Annotated in this window: 16 protein-coding genes; 9 read left to right on the top strand and 7 right to left on the bottom strand. The window is 67.7% G+C overall.

The features are described from left to right. The first annotated feature begins 1 nt into the window (after position 1). The 3 genes from ACTJKQ_RS08820 to ACTJKQ_RS08810 all read left to right on the top strand — a co-directional run bounded on the left by ACTJKQ_RS08820 (position 2) and on the right by ACTJKQ_RS08810 (position 2516). Entirely contained in the window at positions 2–520 is a 519-nt protein-coding gene (locus ACTJKQ_RS08820) for a hypothetical protein (protein WP_440596611.1), read from the top strand. Beyond that, on the top strand, positions 517–1743 hold the full coding sequence (locus ACTJKQ_RS08815; RefSeq protein ID WP_440596610.1) for a phospholipase A: 1227 nt from the start codon (positions 517–519) through the stop codon (positions 1741–1743). The genes ACTJKQ_RS08820 and ACTJKQ_RS08815 overlap by 4 nt, the downstream gene beginning before the upstream one ends. 386 nt (positions 1744–2129) lie before the next feature. Then, positions 2130–2516, top strand: coding sequence for a hypothetical protein (locus ACTJKQ_RS08810; RefSeq protein WP_440596609.1), 387 nt, complete (start codon positions 2130–2132; stop codon positions 2514–2516). A gap of 96 nt (positions 2517–2612) precedes the next feature. Here the strand turns inward: ACTJKQ_RS08810 and ACTJKQ_RS08805 are convergent, their stop codons facing one another. Then, positions 2613–3092 (bottom strand): universal stress protein, encoded by a 480-nt coding sequence (locus tag ACTJKQ_RS08805; RefSeq protein ID WP_015015969.1) that lies wholly within the window; start codon positions 3090–3092, stop codon positions 2613–2615. A 109-nt stretch (positions 3093–3201) separates the two neighbouring features. On the opposite strand from ACTJKQ_RS08805, the gene tgt reads away from it, so the two are divergent. From tgt to ACTJKQ_RS08780, 5 genes are all read left to right on the top strand, one after another. Beyond that, positions 3202–4374, top strand: coding sequence for a tRNA guanosine(34) transglycosylase Tgt (gene tgt, locus ACTJKQ_RS08800; RefSeq protein ID WP_440596608.1), 1173 nt, complete (start codon positions 3202–3204; stop codon positions 4372–4374). Positions 4375–4626: 252 nt separating this feature from the next. Further along, positions 4627–4965, top strand: coding sequence for a hypothetical protein (locus ACTJKQ_RS08795; protein ID WP_440596607.1), 339 nt, complete (start codon positions 4627–4629; stop codon positions 4963–4965). Between the two features lie 138 nt (positions 4966–5103). Continuing rightward, the gene (locus ACTJKQ_RS08790; protein ID WP_440596606.1) at positions 5104–6246 is read left to right on the top strand and encodes a diguanylate cyclase; all 1143 of its coding nucleotides are present in this window, start codon (positions 5104–5106) and stop codon (positions 6244–6246) included. Positions 6247–6273: 27 nt separating this feature from the next. After that, a complete protein-coding gene (locus ACTJKQ_RS08785; protein WP_192422043.1) occupies positions 6274–6843 on the top strand; it encodes a PAS and helix-turn-helix domain-containing protein in 570 nt (189 codons plus the stop codon). 40 nt (positions 6844–6883) lie between these two features. Further along, positions 6884–8293 (top strand): diguanylate cyclase, encoded by a 1410-nt coding sequence (locus tag ACTJKQ_RS08780; RefSeq protein WP_440596605.1) that lies wholly within the window; start codon positions 6884–6886, stop codon positions 8291–8293. Between the two features lie 33 nt (positions 8294–8326). On the opposite strand, the gene ACTJKQ_RS08775 is transcribed toward ACTJKQ_RS08780, so the two are convergent. The 4 genes from ACTJKQ_RS08775 to ACTJKQ_RS08760 form a co-directional block, all read right to left on the bottom strand. Beyond that, positions 8327–9379, bottom strand: coding sequence for a zinc ribbon domain-containing protein (locus ACTJKQ_RS08775; protein ID WP_056747930.1), 1053 nt, complete (start codon positions 9377–9379; stop codon positions 8327–8329). A 119-nt stretch (positions 9380–9498) separates the two neighbouring features. Next, positions 9499–10293: a DUF2145 domain-containing protein gene (locus ACTJKQ_RS08770; RefSeq protein WP_440596666.1), complete on the bottom strand. Its 795-nt coding sequence runs from the start codon at positions 10291–10293 to the stop codon at positions 9499–9501. Positions 10294–10364: 71 nt separating this feature from the next. Then, entirely contained in the window at positions 10365–10850 is a 486-nt protein-coding gene (locus ACTJKQ_RS08765; protein ID WP_440596604.1) for a hypothetical protein, read from the bottom strand. 130 nt (positions 10851–10980) lie between these two features. Continuing rightward, positions 10981–11469 (bottom strand): YiaA/YiaB family inner membrane protein, encoded by a 489-nt coding sequence (locus ACTJKQ_RS08760; protein WP_056065512.1) that lies wholly within the window; start codon positions 11467–11469, stop codon positions 10981–10983. 294 nt (positions 11470–11763) lie between these two features. On the opposite strand from ACTJKQ_RS08760, the gene ACTJKQ_RS08755 reads away from it, so the two are divergent. Further along, positions 11764–12945, top strand: a complete 1182-nt coding sequence (locus ACTJKQ_RS08755; protein ID WP_440596603.1) for a saccharopine dehydrogenase family protein — start codon at positions 11764–11766, stop codon at positions 12943–12945. Positions 12946–13077: 132 nt separating this feature from the next. Here the strand turns inward: ACTJKQ_RS08755 and ACTJKQ_RS08750 are convergent, their stop codons facing one another. Together ACTJKQ_RS08750 and ACTJKQ_RS08745 are read right to left on the bottom strand one after the other, a co-directional pair. Beyond that, on the bottom strand, positions 13078–14058 hold the full coding sequence (locus tag ACTJKQ_RS08750; protein WP_440596602.1) for an NAD-dependent epimerase/dehydratase family protein: 981 nt from the start codon (positions 14056–14058) through the stop codon (positions 13078–13080). Next, complete coding sequence (locus tag ACTJKQ_RS08745; protein ID WP_440596601.1) at positions 14058–15053, bottom strand: fumarylacetoacetate hydrolase family protein; 996 nt, start codon at positions 15051–15053, stop codon at positions 14058–14060. Before ACTJKQ_RS08745 ends, ACTJKQ_RS08750 begins: the two co-directional genes overlap by 1 nt. Positions 15054–15056 lie beyond the last annotated feature (3 nt).

The raw sequence follows: 15056 nt of genomic DNA, 5'->3' as shown, positions 1-15056 counted from the left end.
CATGGCACAACACCCCGCCACCGATACCACCCCACGCCCCGCCCTGCCCCGTGGCCGCAGCGCCTGGGGCATTGCTGCGCTTTTGATAGCTATCAGCGCTTGTCCTACAAGCGCCATCGGCCAAAAAGCACCACAATCCACGGCGGCATGCCCAGCGGCGGCAGAGATGGACCACCAACACCTGCAGGGCCAGTGGCGCGCCGAGCTGCAGGCCCCTGCGCCGGGAGACAAGCCCACCACGGCCACGCTGCAACTGGGCCCGCACCCCGAGCTGGCACAGAGCGTGCGTGGCACCGTGGCGCGCAGCGGCACCACGGCCCAGGTCAGTGGTGACGTCGACGGCGGCGACCTGACCCTGGAAGAATCGATCAACGGCACCAACATCAGTGCCACCTGGACAGGCCAGGTGGTCGATGGAAGTTGCGGCAAGGAAATACGCGGAACATGGAACAACGCCCACCCCACCTCCACCACGCCGTCAGCACCGTTTGTGCTGCGCAAACAGGCGGCCTGGCAATGAGCGCCGTTGCGCAGGGCGCCCCCGCGTCCCGTCTGCACCGCCCGCTGGCCTTGCTGCTCGCAGCCCTGGCCCCGGCCGGCGCGGCCTTTGCGCAAGCAGCACCTGCCGCAACCGCCGGGACCGACGCGGCCCTGCGCCGCTGCACCGCCCTGTCCAGTGACAACCAGGCGCGCCTGGCCTGCTTTGACGCCTGGGCGGCCGAACAGGCCCAGACCGCTCCTGCAGGAGCGCAGTCCTGGCAAGCCCCTGCTGCTTCGGCGTCGGCCAGTGCCAGCGGCGCAAGCTCTTCGTCGGTCGTGCCCCCGCCGGTGGACGCCACGCTGCCTGCCACCCGCATCATCGACGTGGCGCGCACCGAAGGCTGCCGCGACCCGCAGTACAGTGATCTCTCCCGCTTCTGGGAGCTGGAAACGGGCACGGACTGCGGCACATTCAGCTTCCGCGGCTACCGCCCGATCACGGTGTCGGTGGTGGCGTCGAGCAGCGTGAACCGCCAGCCCGCGTCGGATGCCGACGGCAACTCGGCCACCGACTCGACCCCGTACCGCCGCACCGAAAACCGCATCCAGCTGTCCGTGCGTACCAAGATTGCGCAGGGCCTGCTGACCCAGGGCCACCCCACGCTCAAGGACTCGCTCTGGTTTGGCTACACGCAGCAGTCGTACTGGCAACTGTTCACCCCCGAGATCTCGCGCCCCTTCCGCGCCACCGACCACGAGCCCGAGCTGATGTACGTGTACCCCACCACGGCACAACTGCCGTTTGGCTGGAAGTGGCGCTACAGCGGCATCGGCCTGGTGCACCAGTCCAACGGCCAGAGCAAGCCGCTGTCGCGCAGCTGGAACCGCGCCTACCTGATGACCGGCATCGAACTGGACAACCGCTTCAGCGTGAACGCCCGCATCTGGAAGCGCATCCCCGAAAGCGCGGGAAGCGACGACAACCCGGGCATCAGCGACTACATCGGCCGGGGCGAGTTGTCGCTGCTGTGGAACGTGAACAAGGACAACACCCTGGGCGCCACGGTGCGCCACACGCTGGCCAGCAGCGACCGGGGCTCGGTGCGTGTGGAATGGCTGCAGGCCCTGGGCACCGGCCTGTTCGGCAGCAAGAGCAACCTGCGCCTGCACACCTCGCTGTTCAGCGGCTACGGCGACAGCATGATCGACTACAACCGCAAGCGCACTGTGTTCAGTGTGGGGTTGAGTCTGGTGGATTTCTAGCAGAGACACCCCCCTGAGGCGCTGCGCGCCTTCCCCCCGCTCTCACATCGCTACGCGATGTGGGCAGGGGGACGCAGCCCTCGCTGCGGGGCGGCCCTTGCTTGGCTGCCCGCGCCTGGGGCCGCGCCAGTTGCATACGCCTTGGACGAAGCACCAGCCAGCTCCAGCCAGCAGTAGCCCAAGGCGGGGCGAAGGCCCTCACAACTCGTTACGACATCGTCCTCAAGTTTCTCCGGATGACGCCGACGCGCGGCCACAATGGCACGCGCACAGAAACCGGCGTGGCCCCCTGTGAGAGGCGCTCAATAAGAGCCCCTTTCCCACCGTTTTACTTGCCATTGCCTGCCGCGTGCCCCTCGACAATGCCGACAAAGAGGAACACACCCATGGACATGCAATACCAGCTCAAGGCAGGCAGCTATTACCTGTATGACATGCGCGAGGCGCCCAGCGCCGTCACGGGTGAACGCCGCTTCAAGCTCAAGACCGACACGGTGGCCATTGCGTTCGATGTGCACACGGGCGAGGTGCACCAGCACGGCAGCCCCACGCGCATCCAGTCCTGGGCCAACAACACGCGCCGCCGCCTGCGCGCTGCTGGTGCACAGGACGTGGCCAACGACATCGTGGTGGTGTCAGGCCCGCTGCCCGTGGACGAGCTCAACAAATGCCTGTGGGTGCGGGGCTATGTGCGCCGCATGTTCTCGCGCCTGGCCACCCTGCCCCATGGCAAGCTGCAGCGGCCCGCGGAGCCGTTTCGCAAGGCGGCCTGATCCGGACAACCTCTCCCACACATTCCGATCAGGGCCGCGCACAGCGGCCCTTTTCCTTTGTCCTGTCTTTTTCTATCGGGGCGGGCGCCAAAGGGGTCAGGCTTCGGCGTCCTCGACCGCGTCGCTATCCACCCCCTCCAGCACCTCGGCATGCTTGACGATGGTCACCGGCACCGGACTGGCATGGGCCACCTCCTGCGACACCGACCCGAGCAGCGCGCTGGTGATGGCGCCCTGCCCCTTGGCACCGATGATGACCATGTCGCAGCCCGAGCGCTCGATCATGTCCACCAACGTGTGCGCCACATCGCCCACCCCCACATCGGTTTCGTAGGCCACCCCGGCGGCATCGAGCAGCGCGCGCGCTGGCGCCATCAAATGCTGGCCTGCCTCCAGGCTGGCGGCGGCGATCAGGTCGGGGTCGCGGGTGGTCACCAGTTCGTACAGCGTGGCGGGCTCCTGCACGTTGGCCAGCACCATCGTGGCCTGAAGCCCCTGGCGCACCAGCGCCAGCGCGTGGTGCACGCCATCCAGGGAGAGTTCGGAGCCGTCCACGGCGATGAGTATCTTGAGCATGGGGTTCTCCTTGAGTGAGTACAGACCAGTGTAGCGACGCCATCGGCCAGCGCCAGTCCAATCCCTTGCGGCAGGTCAGCCCGGCCCGTCTGGGACAATGCGCCCCATCATGCTGCAGTTCGACCTCCTCAAAACCGACCCCTCCAGCCACGCACGCCGTGGCCAGCTCACGCTCAACCATGGCGTGGTGCAAACCCCCATCTTCATGCCCGTGGGCACCTATGGCACCGTCAAGGGCGTGATGCCGCGCAGCCTGCACGACATGGGCGCACAGATCATCCTGGGCAACACCTTCCACCTGTGGATGCGCCCGGGCCTCGATGTGATGCAGAGCTTTGGCGGCCTGCACAGCTTTGAAAAGTGGGACAAGCCCATCCTCACCGACTCGGGCGGTTTCCAGGTCTGGAGCCTGGGCGCCATGCGCAAGATCACCGAAGAAGGCGTGACCTTTGCCAGCCCCGTCAACGGCGACAAGCTCTTCATGTCGCCCGAGGTGAGCATGCAGATCCAGACCACGCTCAACTCCGACATCGTGATGCAGCTCGACGAGTGCACGCCGTACGAGACCAAGGGCCACAAGACCACCGAGGCCGAGGCGCGCAAGAGCATGGAAATGAGCCTGCGCTGGGCAAAACGCAGCCAGGACGAATTCCACCGCCTGAACAATCCGAACGCCCTCTTTGGCATCGTGCAGGGCGGCATGTTCAAGAACCTGCGCCAGGAGTCTCTGGAGCGCCTGGTCGAGATGGACTTCCCCGGCTATGCCGTGGGCGGCGTGAGCGTGGGCGAGCCCAAGGACGAGATGCTGGACATCATGGCCCACACGCCCCACCGCCTGCCCGCACACAAGCCCCGCTACCTGATGGGCGTGGGCACGCCCGAAGACCTGGTGCAGGGCGTGGCCGACGGTGTGGACATGTTCGACTGCGTGATGCCCACGCGCAACGCGCGCAACGGCACGATGTTCACGCGCTTTGGCGACCTCAAAATCCGCAACGCCCGCCACAAGGCCGACCACAAGCCCATGGACACCAGCTGCACCTGCTACGCCTGCGCGGGCAGCTCGGGCGTGTCGTGGGACGACGGCGGGCGCGAAGGCTTCTCACGTGCATACCTGCACCACCTGGACCGCTGCGGCGAAATGCTGGGCCCCATGCTCACCACCGTGCACAACCTGCACTACTACCTGAACCTGATGCGCGAGGTGCGCGAGTCGCTGGAGGCCGGCACCTTCGCCCAGTTCCGCGCACAGTTCAAGGCCGACCGGGCGCGCGGCGTGTGAGCTGGGGATATGCATCCCGCCAGATTGCTATGTTTTACATAGCACATCAGGCATGATCCACTAGCGCATCGGGCCCAAATCATTCCAAAACTCCTGCGTCACCTGCTGCACTGGCCTCTGCGGGCCCTCACGGGCCTGGGCAGCGGCCTGCTGGCGCTGCTGATCCTGTTCGAGGAATGGGGCTGGGAGCCTCTGCAGCGCCTGCTGGCGCGCATCGGCCGCTGGCCGGGGCTGCGCTGGATCGAAGGCTGGGTGCGCTCCCTGCCGCCCTGGGCTGCGGTGGCCTTGTTTGCGTTGCCTACGGCCTTGCTGCTGCCGATCAAGCTGCTGGCGCTCTGGGCCATCGGGCGCGGGCATGTGGTGCTGGGCATGCTCGTCATCGTGCTGGCCAAGGTGGTGGGCACGGCGGTGGTGGCGCGGCTGTTCACCCTCACGCAGCCTGCGCTCATGCAATTGCGCTGGTTTGCCTGGACCCACGCGCACTGGATGCAGCTCAAGCATGCCGTGCTGGAACGTGCCCGCGCCTCGTGGGCCTGGCGCGTGGCGCGGGTGATCCAGCGGCAGTGGAAGAAGCGGAGGCGCCAGCGCTGAGGAGCCCCCCCGGAATCCACCCTGCGCCGCGCTGGCATCTGTCACCTGTCACTTCTTTCGGCCACCATACGGGGGGACGGAGACCACCCGATCTGATCCGCTCCAACAACTGCCATCACACGACCGCCACGCAGCGCCATGGGTTTACAGCTTGACCTCCCTACCGTCCTCCTGCTCTACAAGACCGCCTTGGTCGCCGGCGCGCTGAGCATCTTCCATGTCAGCCGGCATTCCTGCCGTCCGCAAGGGCTCCGGCCGCTGTCGGCGGCCTATCTGCTTCTGGCCGTCGGCGCCGAGCTGGCGGGCCAGGGCGAGTACCAGGTGCTGCCCCAGTGGCTGTGGACGCACACCAGCCTGCTGCTGGGCACGCTGGGCTACACGCTGTTCTGGGCCAGCGTGCGGACCCTGAGCGGGCGCCGGCGGGTTTCGTTGCCTCTGCTGGCGGCAGTGCCGGGCGGCTGGCTGGCGCTGGGCATCGCCACGCAATTTCCGCTCGACAACCTGCTGCGCGCGGGCGCCTTCCACCTGACGGCCGCGCTGGCACTGGCGGCGGCGGCCCACGAGGTCTGGCGCGACCGCCACACCGAGCCCCTGCCCTCGCGCGGGTTGCTGGCCGGGCTTTTGCTAATCAGTGCCAGCCTGTTTGCACTGCAGCTGTTTCTCATCGCGACGCACGCCACCAGCCCGCTGGGGTTTGCCCGGGCGTTCTACGCGCAGATGTTCTGCCACTTCGGCGTAGCGCTCATGGTGTCGTCCCTGTCCAACGAGCGGGCCGAGGTGCGGCTGCAAAAGGTGGCCCAGACGGACACGCTCACAGGCATCGGCAACCGCCGCTGGCTCATGTCCATGCTGCCGGCGCAGCTGCCAGTGGGTAGCGCCATCGCTCAGCTGGACCTGGACCACTTCAAGCACATCAACGACCGCTTTGGCCATGCGGCGGGCGACCGCGTGCTGCGGGCAGCGGCCGAGGCCCTGGGCGGCGAGTTGCGGGGGTCGGACCTGCTAGCCCGCTGGGGCGGTGAAGAGTTTCTGGTGTACCTGCCCGACGCAACGGCAGAGCATGCGGCGGCCGTGGCCCAGCGCCTGTGCAGCGCGGTGCAGAACATCCGCCTCACAGAAGCGGGGGAGGGCATCCCCGTGACCGTGAGCATCGGCATGGTCTGCGTGACCTCTGGCGGCGGCAACTGGGCCGAATGGCTGGGCGCCGCCGACCAGGCGCTGTACGACGCCAAACACGCAGGCCGCAACCGCGTGGTGGTGGCCGCAGGGCGCCGGGCCTGATCCCGGCCTGCCGCACAATCCCGCCCCATGCCTACCGCCCTCCAAGCCCCCTTGAATGAAGCGCTGGAACTGGCCTTCAACCTGGCCCCCGTCGGCATGTGCGTGACGCGCGAGCGCTGCATCGAGATCTGCAACGACGCCTTTGCCCGCATGTTTGGCTACGAACAGGCCGAGCTGCTGGACCAGCCGCTGGCGCCGCTGTATCCGTCGCTGGACGAATTCACCCACACCGGCAACCTGGGCTTGCCCGCCATGATGGACACCGGCAGCTACAGCGACGAGCGAGTGATGCGCCGCCGGGACGGCACGCTGTTCTGGTGCCATGTGGTGGGCCGCGCGCTGGACCGCGCCCAACCGTTTGCACGCGCGGTGTGGATGTTTGAAGACATCTCGCACCGCCGGGTGGTCAGCACCCCGCTCACGGTGCGCGAGCGCGAGGTGGCGCAGCACATCGTCACCGGTGCCACCAGCAAGCAGATTGCCCGCCACCTCCACATCAGCCACCGCACGGTGGAGGCCCACCGGGGGCGGATCATGCGCAAGCTGGGGGCCACCAGCACGGGCGAATTGGTGGCCCTGCTGTTGGGCATGCCCTGACACCGGGGACAATCGGGGCCCGCACGCCTTCGCTGCCGACATGCCGCCCACCCTGCCCCGCCTCTTTGCCCCCGCCCGGACCGTTCCCCCGCCCGTGGCCTGGGCCGCCCTGGCGCTGCTGATCTTCACCGCCTGCCTGGTGGGCATCTTTGCGCGTCCCATCGGCTTTCTGTCGGCGTTCTGGCCTGCCAATGCACTGCTGCTGGGGCTGCTGGTGCGCTACCCCCACCTGGCACGGCCACCCGCCTGGTTAGCGGCCGCAGTGGGCTATGTAGCGGCCGACCTGGTGACCGGCAGTGCCTGGGGCATGGCCCTGTGGCTCAACGCCGCCAACCTGCTGGGCGCCACCGCCGGCTGGCTGGTGCTGCGGGGGCTGGACGAGCCCATCCTGCGGCTGCAGCGCACGGTGGCGGCGCTGTACCTGCTGCTGGCAGCGCTGGTTGCCAGCGCAGTGGGTGCGCTGGCAGGCTGCGGCGCGGCACCGGTGTATTTCGACTCCCCGTGGACGGACCTGCTGTCCCTGTGGTTCAGCACCGAGCTGATGAACTACATGCTCATCGTGCCCGTGGTGCTGGCCGCTCCGCGCGCGGCAGACCCGCCCTCGCACACCCAGGACACCCCCCTGTTCTGGCGCGTCGCACCCGTCAGTTCTCTGGTGCTGGCCGAGGGCATCCGCACGCTCATCGGCGGGCCCGGCATGCTGGCTTTTGTCGTGCCCGGGTTGCTGTGGTGTGCGTTGAGCTACAGCGCCTTCACCTCCAGCCTGCTGTCGCTGGTGGTGTGCCTGTGGACCATGGCGGGCGTGGCCACCGGCGTGCTCAACTTCACGCCGGCCCATGCGGGCGACGTGTTCTCTCTGCGCGTGGGCGTCACGCTGCTGGCCCTGGGGCCTCTGGCCGTGGCCTGCGCCAGCGCGGCACGCGCCGAGGCCCTGCGCCGCCTGCACCATGCCGTGCGCCACGACGATCTGACGGGCGTGCTGGCCCGCCGTGCGCTGCTCAAACAGGGCGATCGCCTGCTGGAGCGCTACCAGCGTGAATCCACCGGGCTGGCGGTGATGATGGTGGACGTGGACCACTTCAAGCAGGTCAACGACCAGCACGGACACGGCGCGGGAGACCGACTGCTGGTCAGCATTGCGCAGACCATGGCGCGCGCGCTGCGCGCCGACGACGTGCTGGGCCGCATGGGGGGCGAAGAGTTTGCCGCCGTGCTGCCCGGCGTGTCCCCCACCGAGGCCCAAGCCATTGCCGAGCGGGTGCGCAGCGCCGTGGAACGGCAGGCGCTGGATGCGACGCAGGGCGGCCCCCAGCGGGCCACCGTCAGCATCGGCCTGGTGCACAGCGCCACCCTGGGCGCGGATGCCGACATGGACACCTTGCTGCTGGCCGCCGACACGGCCCTGTACCGCGCAAAGGCCGAGGGGCGCAACCGGGTGATGGTGGGCTAGGTCAGCGTTGTCGGCGCCGCTCTGCGGCCCGCCTCACTCCTGCGCCAGTTTCACGCCCGCCCCGGTGCCGCAGGCATGGCAGAACCGTGCAAACGCGCTCTTGCGGGTGCTGCAGTGGCCGCAGTGGTCGAACAGGCCGATGCCGCAGTGCGGACAAAAATCGATCTTCTCGTTTTTCAGGTCCACGGGCCGCTCGCAGCCGGGGCAGACGCTCTTGGCCAGGCGGGCCAGGGCCACGTCGTAGCTCAGCTCCTTGCGGCGCTCCTGGTCGGGCAAGGCCTCGGCCAGCTTCTGGCGCTCCAGATAGCGGTTGAGCGCCTGGATCGCATAGCGCCCCACCACAGCCGTCACGGCAATGCCCACCACGTAGCGCACGTAACCGCCGTAGCTCGGCAGGTAGGGCACCAGCTCCACAAAGAAAGCAAACAGCGCAAAGAAGATGAAGCCCCACACAAACGGCCAGTAGGTGCTCTTGCGCTTCTTGACGAACAGCCAGCCGGCTGCGGCCAGCAGCGGCAGCGTGAGGGCCAGGCGGTACAGGAACACGCGCAGCTCGACCTTGCGGCGCTCGGCCCCGAGCTTCACGTAGCCGTCGGACTCCATCTGGTTGAGCTGCTCCTGCCGGGCGGCTGCCGCCTGGCGGGCATCAAGGGCGGCCTGCTGCTGCGTCTCCACCGCCTGCTGGGCCTTGCGCTCCACCAGCTTGAGGGCGTCGAGCGCCTGGGTGCGTGCGATCACCTCGGGGTCCTGGTCGGCCCGCTGCGTGGCGCTGCGCGTGGACAGCCAGTTGTTGAAGCTCTCTCGCTCGGCCTGCACCTCGCTGCGCACCTTGCTGCGCTGCAGCTGGGCCTGCTCCAGCGCGGTCTGCGCGTCCTGTTCGGCCTGGCGCGCCGTTTTGACCTCGGCACGCAGCTTGTCGGCTGCGGCTTTGTCCAGAAAGTCGTCCACCCGCAGCGGTGTCTCGACCTTGGGCAGATCGCCCACGATGGTGCCACCCAGCCCGATGAGGAAACTGGCAAACACCAGCGCCACCAGCCACAGGCCACGGCGGAACCATTTTTCGGACAGTCTCAGGGACTTGCTCATGTTCTTCTCCTCGGTGGCGCCGGGCGCCGGGGTTGGGTGCACCCTGCAGCGCACCGGAAAATGCTCTTTTTTTTATAGCTACCAGCACTTATGTTGATTGCGCTTGCTGGCATTTTGATTCAATTTTTGATGGTCAGCACCACCGGTGCGGCCGCCAGCTGGGTGCGCTGCATCCAGGCCAGGACTGAATCGACGGTCACGGTCTCGATGCGGTCCGAGAACCGTTTTTCGTTGGGATGGTCGTCAAACGCAATGTTGGCCGACCCCACCCGTCCGCCCATGCGCGTGAGCGGGCCCAGCCTGAGCGTGGTGGGCTCGTAGCCCTTGAACTGCAGCCAGGCCTGCGCCTGGTCGCGCGAGCGCACGGTGCTGGGCTCCATGGCCATCGCCAGGGTCTCCAGCGCCCACTGGTTGGACTGCTGGTATTTGCGGCCCCACGCGTAGCTGACCATGCTGTAGGGCGGGTGCTGCAGCGCCTTGGTGCGGCCCTTGTCCTGCAACACGGCCAGCAGGCGCTGCTGCACCTCGGGCGTGGGCACGGCGTACACGGCCTCGTAGCGCCACAGGTCGTCCAGAAAGAATTCACCCAGGCCCTGGCGGTACAGGTGGCCCACCGCCGTGCCACATTCGTTGAGCTTGTGCGCCACGCGCCACGGGCCTTCGGCCGTCTTGTAGGCCCAGCCAAAGTGCGAATAGCGCAGACCGTATTTGGAGAGGTCCTGCCCCGCACGGGCCAGCGCCACCACCTGTGCGCCCAACTTATCGTGCTCTGCATCCAGCGCTACCGAGGTCTGCTCGGCCAGCTTCATGCCGCGCTCGATCACCTGCGGGGGCAAGGGCTTGCGCGACTCGCACGAGCGGCCCGCGTGGGCCGGCGTGGCGGCCAGCAGCACGGCCCCTGCGAAGAACACCATGCCCACCACGGCTGGGATGCGCTGCGCGGGGTCGCGACCAAGGTTCAGGGTTTTCACCATCGTGCCGCTCCTCAAAGACGTTCGTTGTGCAGCAAGGCGCGGCCGATGGCGTTAGGCACAAAGGCAATGGCCTCGCCCGCCGCCGACAGGATCACGCCTGTGCCGATCACGCTGCAGGTGACCACGGTGCCCACCGCGTAGGCCGATCCCGCCACACCGCGGCCGACCACCTCCACACTCACCTGGGCACCATCCGAGGCACGCTCCAGCAGGTACACCGTACCCACGGCCGAGGCCTCCACCGCCCGCACCGTCAGCACCGCGCCGCCCACCGACAACGCCGCCGGCACCGTCACCACCGCACCGGCGGCCGCGGAGGCCACCGACGCCGTGCCCACCACCGAGGCCACGGGCAAAAGCGACAGCGCGGCAGAAGCCTCGCTCTGGGCCCGGGCCGGCGCAGCAGCCACCAGGGCCGCACACACCACACCAGCGGCCAGCAGAGCGCGGGGCAGGCGAGCGGCAGAGCCCCACGAAGAAAACATGGCATTCATCATCATTCACTCCTCAGGGTACGGCCCGCCCACACCCAAGATGCGGAGCAGACCGGGTCGAAAGACCAGAAAGAACCAGAAAGAAATTCGTCCAGAAGGGCGGCTGCTTGCCGCCTGTGCACACCGGGTGCGCTCAGTTCACGCTGCTGTTCTGGGCAGCGGCCTGGGCGGCTTCGCGGCGGCCTTGCAGGCGGGCGTCGAGCAGGTCGGCCTCATGGCGGTCGCGCAGCATCTTGGCCAGCGTGAAGGCGGTGGTGATCAGGTACAGCCAGCTCACGCCCAGGAACGCCTTGTAGGTCACGTTGATGTCCATGCTCAGCAGGCCCCAGCCCGTGAGGCCCATGGCCACCGCAAAGCCACCCCACACCACCAGCTTCCACATGGGGGTGTCACCACCGCCACGGCGCGAGGCGCTTTCGTTGTCCCGCACAAACTTGGCCAGCACAAACGCGGCCGAGAGGCAGAACACATAGCCCATCACCATGAACGCCTGCTCCAGCTGCTCGCCCGGCAGCCACGCCAGACCCACGGCGCACAGAAAAACCGCGATGCCGAACGAGACCCACACCTGCAGCTGCCAGGCCTTGGTGTCACGTTGAACAACGATGGGAGAAGAAGACATTGCTGTGGTGCCCTGAAGGGCGTTGGTTGAACACGGAACGAATGGTGCCCAGACGTAACTTGCGTGTCTGCATTGAACCGTAACAGTGGCCACCCGCAGGCTATCCGGTATCGTTTTACGGTACTTTTTCTCAGAAAATTCGGTGCAAGCCGTTGTTCAGGCCCTACGCGGCCCTCGCCACGCACCTGCGCGACAGAGGCGGCAGGCACGGCCACAGAGAATGGCGGCCTCTCCGGGCAAGGCAACTTCTGCCTGCCCCCGGACCTTGTACTTCTGACGGACGGAGCCCCCACCATGACCAAACCTTTTGACCTCGTCGTCCACGGCGCCACCGGCTTCACCGGCCGCCTGGTGGTCGAATATCTGCTGCAACGCTACCCCGCCGGCAGCGGCCTGCGCTGGGCCATGGGGGGCCGCAATGCCGACAAACTCGCCGCCGTGCGCGACGAAGTGGGCGCCCCCGCCGACACCCCACTGGTCGTGACCGACACCAGCGACCCCGCCAGCCTGCAGGCGCTGATGGACGCCACGCGCCTGGTGCTGACCACCGTCGGCCCCTACCAGCTGTATGGCAACGAACTGGTGGCCGCCTGCGCCAAGGCCGGGGTGGACTATGTGGACCTGTGTGGCGAGCCCGCCTGGATGCGCCAGATGATCGACGCGCATGAAGCCGCCGCCAAAGCCAGCGGCGCGCGCATCGTGTTCTCCTGCGGGTTCGACTCCATTCCGTTCGACCTGGGCGTGTTCCTGCTGCAAAAGGAATTCCGCCACCGTTTCGGCCACCCCGCCCCGCGCGTGCGCGGCCGGGTGCGCAAGATGAAGGGCACCTTCTCGGGCGGCACCGCCGCGAGCCTCAAGGCCACCATGGCGGCCGCCGCCAGCCAGCCCGGTGTGTTGGACCTGTTGAAAAACCCCTTCTCGCTCACCCCCGGGTTTGAAGGCCCGCGCCAGCCCTCGGGCAACAAGCCCATGGTGGACGAGGCCCTCGGCGATGGCGTCTGGGTCGCGCCGTTCGTGATGGCGGCTATCAACACGCGCAACGTGCACCGCTCCAACTTCCTGCTGCAGCACGCCTACGGCACCGACCTTGTCTACGACGAAATGCTCATCACCGGCCCCGGCGAAAAGGGCGAGGCCATCGCCAACGCGGTGGCGGGCGACAAGTCGCTGGGTTCGGACCAAGGCCCCAAGCCGGGCGAAGGCCCTTCGCGCGAGGAACGCGAAAACGGCTTTTACGACGTGCTGTTCCTGGGCACCGACGCTGCTGGCAACACCCTGCGCGTGGGCGTGAAGGGCGACCGCGACCCCGGCTACGGATCCACCTCCAAGATGATCACCGAAGCGGCGGTGTGCCTGCTGCAGGAAGCCACTGAAACCCCAGGCGGCATCTGGACCACCGCCCCGGCGATGGGCGACCGGCTCATCGCGCGGCTGCAGGCGAATGCGGGCCTGGACTTCGCGGTCGAGACGCCTTGAACGCACCCCAGGCCGACGCCCGCATCGGCTGAGGGCCCGGCGCGTCACGGGAGCGCTGCGGCACACGGCGCCGCCCACCAGTCCGGCGCCTGCCCCGCAGCGCGTCCCGTGGCGCGCTCTTTTTGCCGCCCCCTACTTCACTCCACAGTCGCCCTGCAGCCCGCCCAACACGCGTGTGACCAGGGACTGCAGCGAGCCGTCGCTCTGAAAACCGGCAGCCTCCGCACGGGGCGTGTGCAAGGCGGGCAGGCGGCCGAACAGCGCTTCGATGTGGGCGTCGGGCGCATACCCGATCCACTCGGCCGGATCGGCATCCACCGCGCGAGCAATGGCCTGCACGACCTCTTCCACCGACGCGCGCAGCACCGGGGGTTGCCAACACCGTTCGGCCGGCATGCCCTCTGCGGGCAAGCGTGCGGCATGCACCAGGTTATCCAGGCAGCACCCCAGCGACATCCACCATGCCGTGGCTTGCGCCGACACGGGGCACATGTAAGCCTGCCGCGCCCGCAGGGCATGGAAGATCTGGCTCATGAATGCAGAGCCATGGCCCGTTTCTGCCGGGGGCCGCGCCACGATGCCGGGCAGCCGCAGGCTGCGGCCATCGATATCGCCACGCCGGCTGTAGTCCGCCACCAGCAATTCCGCCATCCACTTGTGCACCCCGTAGCTGAGCGTGGGCTGCGGCCACTGGCGCTCATCGACCGCCTGGGCGCCCAGCGCGCCATACACCGCCACCGAGCTGGCAAACACCAGCCGCGGGACGGGTGCCCGCCCTGCGCGCACTGGGCGCGCAAGCCCTTCGCACAAGTCCACGGTGTCCAGCAAATTGGCCTGCACACCCAGCGCAGGTTCACGCTCGGCCAGCGATCCCGGGACACTGGCAAGGTGGAACACGCAGTCGGGCGGATGGTCCTCCAAGGCTTCGAACAGTGCGCGGTCGGCAAAACTACCGACATGCCATTGCACGCCCGGTGCGCGAGATGCAACAGGCCCAACGCGGTCCACCAGCGTCAATCGCAAGGGCGTACCGGGCACGAGTGGGGCGGACTGCAACCGCTCGGCCAGGGCGGCACCAATGAACCCGCCAGCGCCGGTGACGAGCACATGCATCAGCGTGCCCCCGTGCCTGCAGCCACCACGCGCTGGTGCACCACGCCAAAAGGCCCCTCACGGCCATCGGGCCAACGCGCCTGCATGCGCACGCTGTCACCATAGCGCATGAAGAGCGTCTTGGCGGCGCCCTCGTCCAGGATCTCGATCACACGCCGCTCGGCCAAGCAGGCAGAGCCCGCATCGCGCGACTGGTTGGACACCGTGCCCGAACCGATGATGGTGCCTGCCGTGAGCCGCCGTGTGCGGGCGGCGTGGGCAATGAGCTGGCCAAAGCTGAAATTCATTTCGCCGCCATGGGGGTGGCCAAACCATTGGCCGTTGGAATCCACATGCAGCCGCAGATGCACCCGCCCGTCCTGCCAGGCATCGCCCAGTTCATCCGGCGTCACGGCCAGCGGGGCAAAGCTGGTGGAAGGCTTGGCCTGCAAGAATCCAAAGCCCGTCTTCATTTCGTGCGGGCCCAGCGCGCGCAGGCTCCAGTCGTTGATCTGCACCACCAGGCGGACGCAATTCAATGCTGCTTCAGGCGTCACGCCCATGGGCACCGGGCCACAGACGACGCCGAACTCGCCTTCGAAATCGATGCCGTCGGCCTCGCTGGGCATCGGTACGTCATCGTGCGGGCCCAGAAAGTCGTCACTCGCGCCCTGGTACATGACCGGGATCGTGTCGAAATGCGGGATGGGCGGCGTGGTGAAGGCGCGCTCCATCAAGCGTCCATGGTTGAGGAACGCCGACGCATCCAGCCACTGCGGGCTGCGCGGCAAGGGGGCGCTGCATGCGGCGGGATCGAACGCAAAGCTGCCGGTTGCCGTGCCCGCCTCCAGCGCAGCAGCGCGCTCGCGCAGGGCGGGCTCTACAGCATCCCAGTTCTGCAAGGCTGCCAGCAAGCTGGTCGCTATCGGGGCGGTTTCGACGGCCTGCAAGCCGGTGGAAGAAACCAGTACCAGGCGGCCGTCCAGGCGGCCGTCTTTCAGAGTTGCAAATCGCATCGC

Source organism: Acidovorax sp. 22279 (assembly GCF_052045435.1).
Lineage (GTDB): Bacteria > Pseudomonadota > Gammaproteobacteria > Burkholderiales > Burkholderiaceae_C > Acidovorax > Acidovorax delafieldii.
This window is presented reverse-complemented; position numbering and strand designations above follow the sequence as displayed.

Excerpts from the sequence above, each read along its gene's own strand:
- ACTJKQ_RS08770 (WP_440596666.1), bottom strand. The coding sequence starts at position 10,293 with ATGGTGTTCTTCGCAGGGGCCGTGCTGCTGGCCGCCACGCCGGCCCAC.
- ACTJKQ_RS08760 (WP_056065512.1), bottom strand. The coding sequence starts at position 11,469 with ATGTCTTCTTCTCCCATCGTTGTTCAACGTGACACCAAGGCCTGGCAG.
- ACTJKQ_RS08805 (WP_015015969.1), bottom strand. The coding sequence starts at position 3,092 with ATGCTCAAGATACTCATCGCCGTGGACGGCTCCGAACTCTCCCTGGAT.
- ACTJKQ_RS08765 (WP_440596604.1), bottom strand. The coding sequence starts at position 10,850 with ATGATGAATGCCATGTTTTCTTCGTGGGGCTCTGCCGCTCGCCTGCCC.
- ACTJKQ_RS08815 (WP_440596610.1), top strand. The coding sequence starts at position 517 with ATGAGCGCCGTTGCGCAGGGCGCCCCCGCGTCCCGTCTGCACCGCCCG.
- ACTJKQ_RS08785 (WP_192422043.1), top strand. The coding sequence starts at position 6,274 with ATGCCTACCGCCCTCCAAGCCCCCTTGAATGAAGCGCTGGAACTGGCC.
- ACTJKQ_RS08750 (WP_440596602.1), bottom strand. The coding sequence starts at position 14,058 with ATGCATGTGCTCGTCACCGGCGCTGGCGGGTTCATTGGTGCCGCCCTG.
- ACTJKQ_RS08775 (WP_056747930.1), bottom strand. The coding sequence starts at position 9,379 with ATGAGCAAGTCCCTGAGACTGTCCGAAAAATGGTTCCGCCGTGGCCTG.
- ACTJKQ_RS08755 (WP_440596603.1), top strand. The coding sequence starts at position 11,764 with ATGACCAAACCTTTTGACCTCGTCGTCCACGGCGCCACCGGCTTCACC.
- ACTJKQ_RS08790 (WP_440596606.1), top strand. The coding sequence starts at position 5,104 with ATGGGTTTACAGCTTGACCTCCCTACCGTCCTCCTGCTCTACAAGACC.
- ACTJKQ_RS08810 (WP_440596609.1), top strand. The coding sequence starts at position 2,130 with ATGGACATGCAATACCAGCTCAAGGCAGGCAGCTATTACCTGTATGAC.
- ACTJKQ_RS08820 (WP_440596611.1), top strand. The coding sequence starts at position 2 with ATGGCACAACACCCCGCCACCGATACCACCCCACGCCCCGCCCTGCCC.
- ACTJKQ_RS08780 (WP_440596605.1), top strand. The coding sequence starts at position 6,884 with ATGCCGCCCACCCTGCCCCGCCTCTTTGCCCCCGCCCGGACCGTTCCC.
- tgt (WP_440596608.1), top strand. The coding sequence starts at position 3,202 with ATGCTGCAGTTCGACCTCCTCAAAACCGACCCCTCCAGCCACGCACGC.
- ACTJKQ_RS08745 (WP_440596601.1), bottom strand. The coding sequence starts at position 15,053 with ATGCGATTTGCAACTCTGAAAGACGGCCGCCTGGACGGCCGCCTGGTA.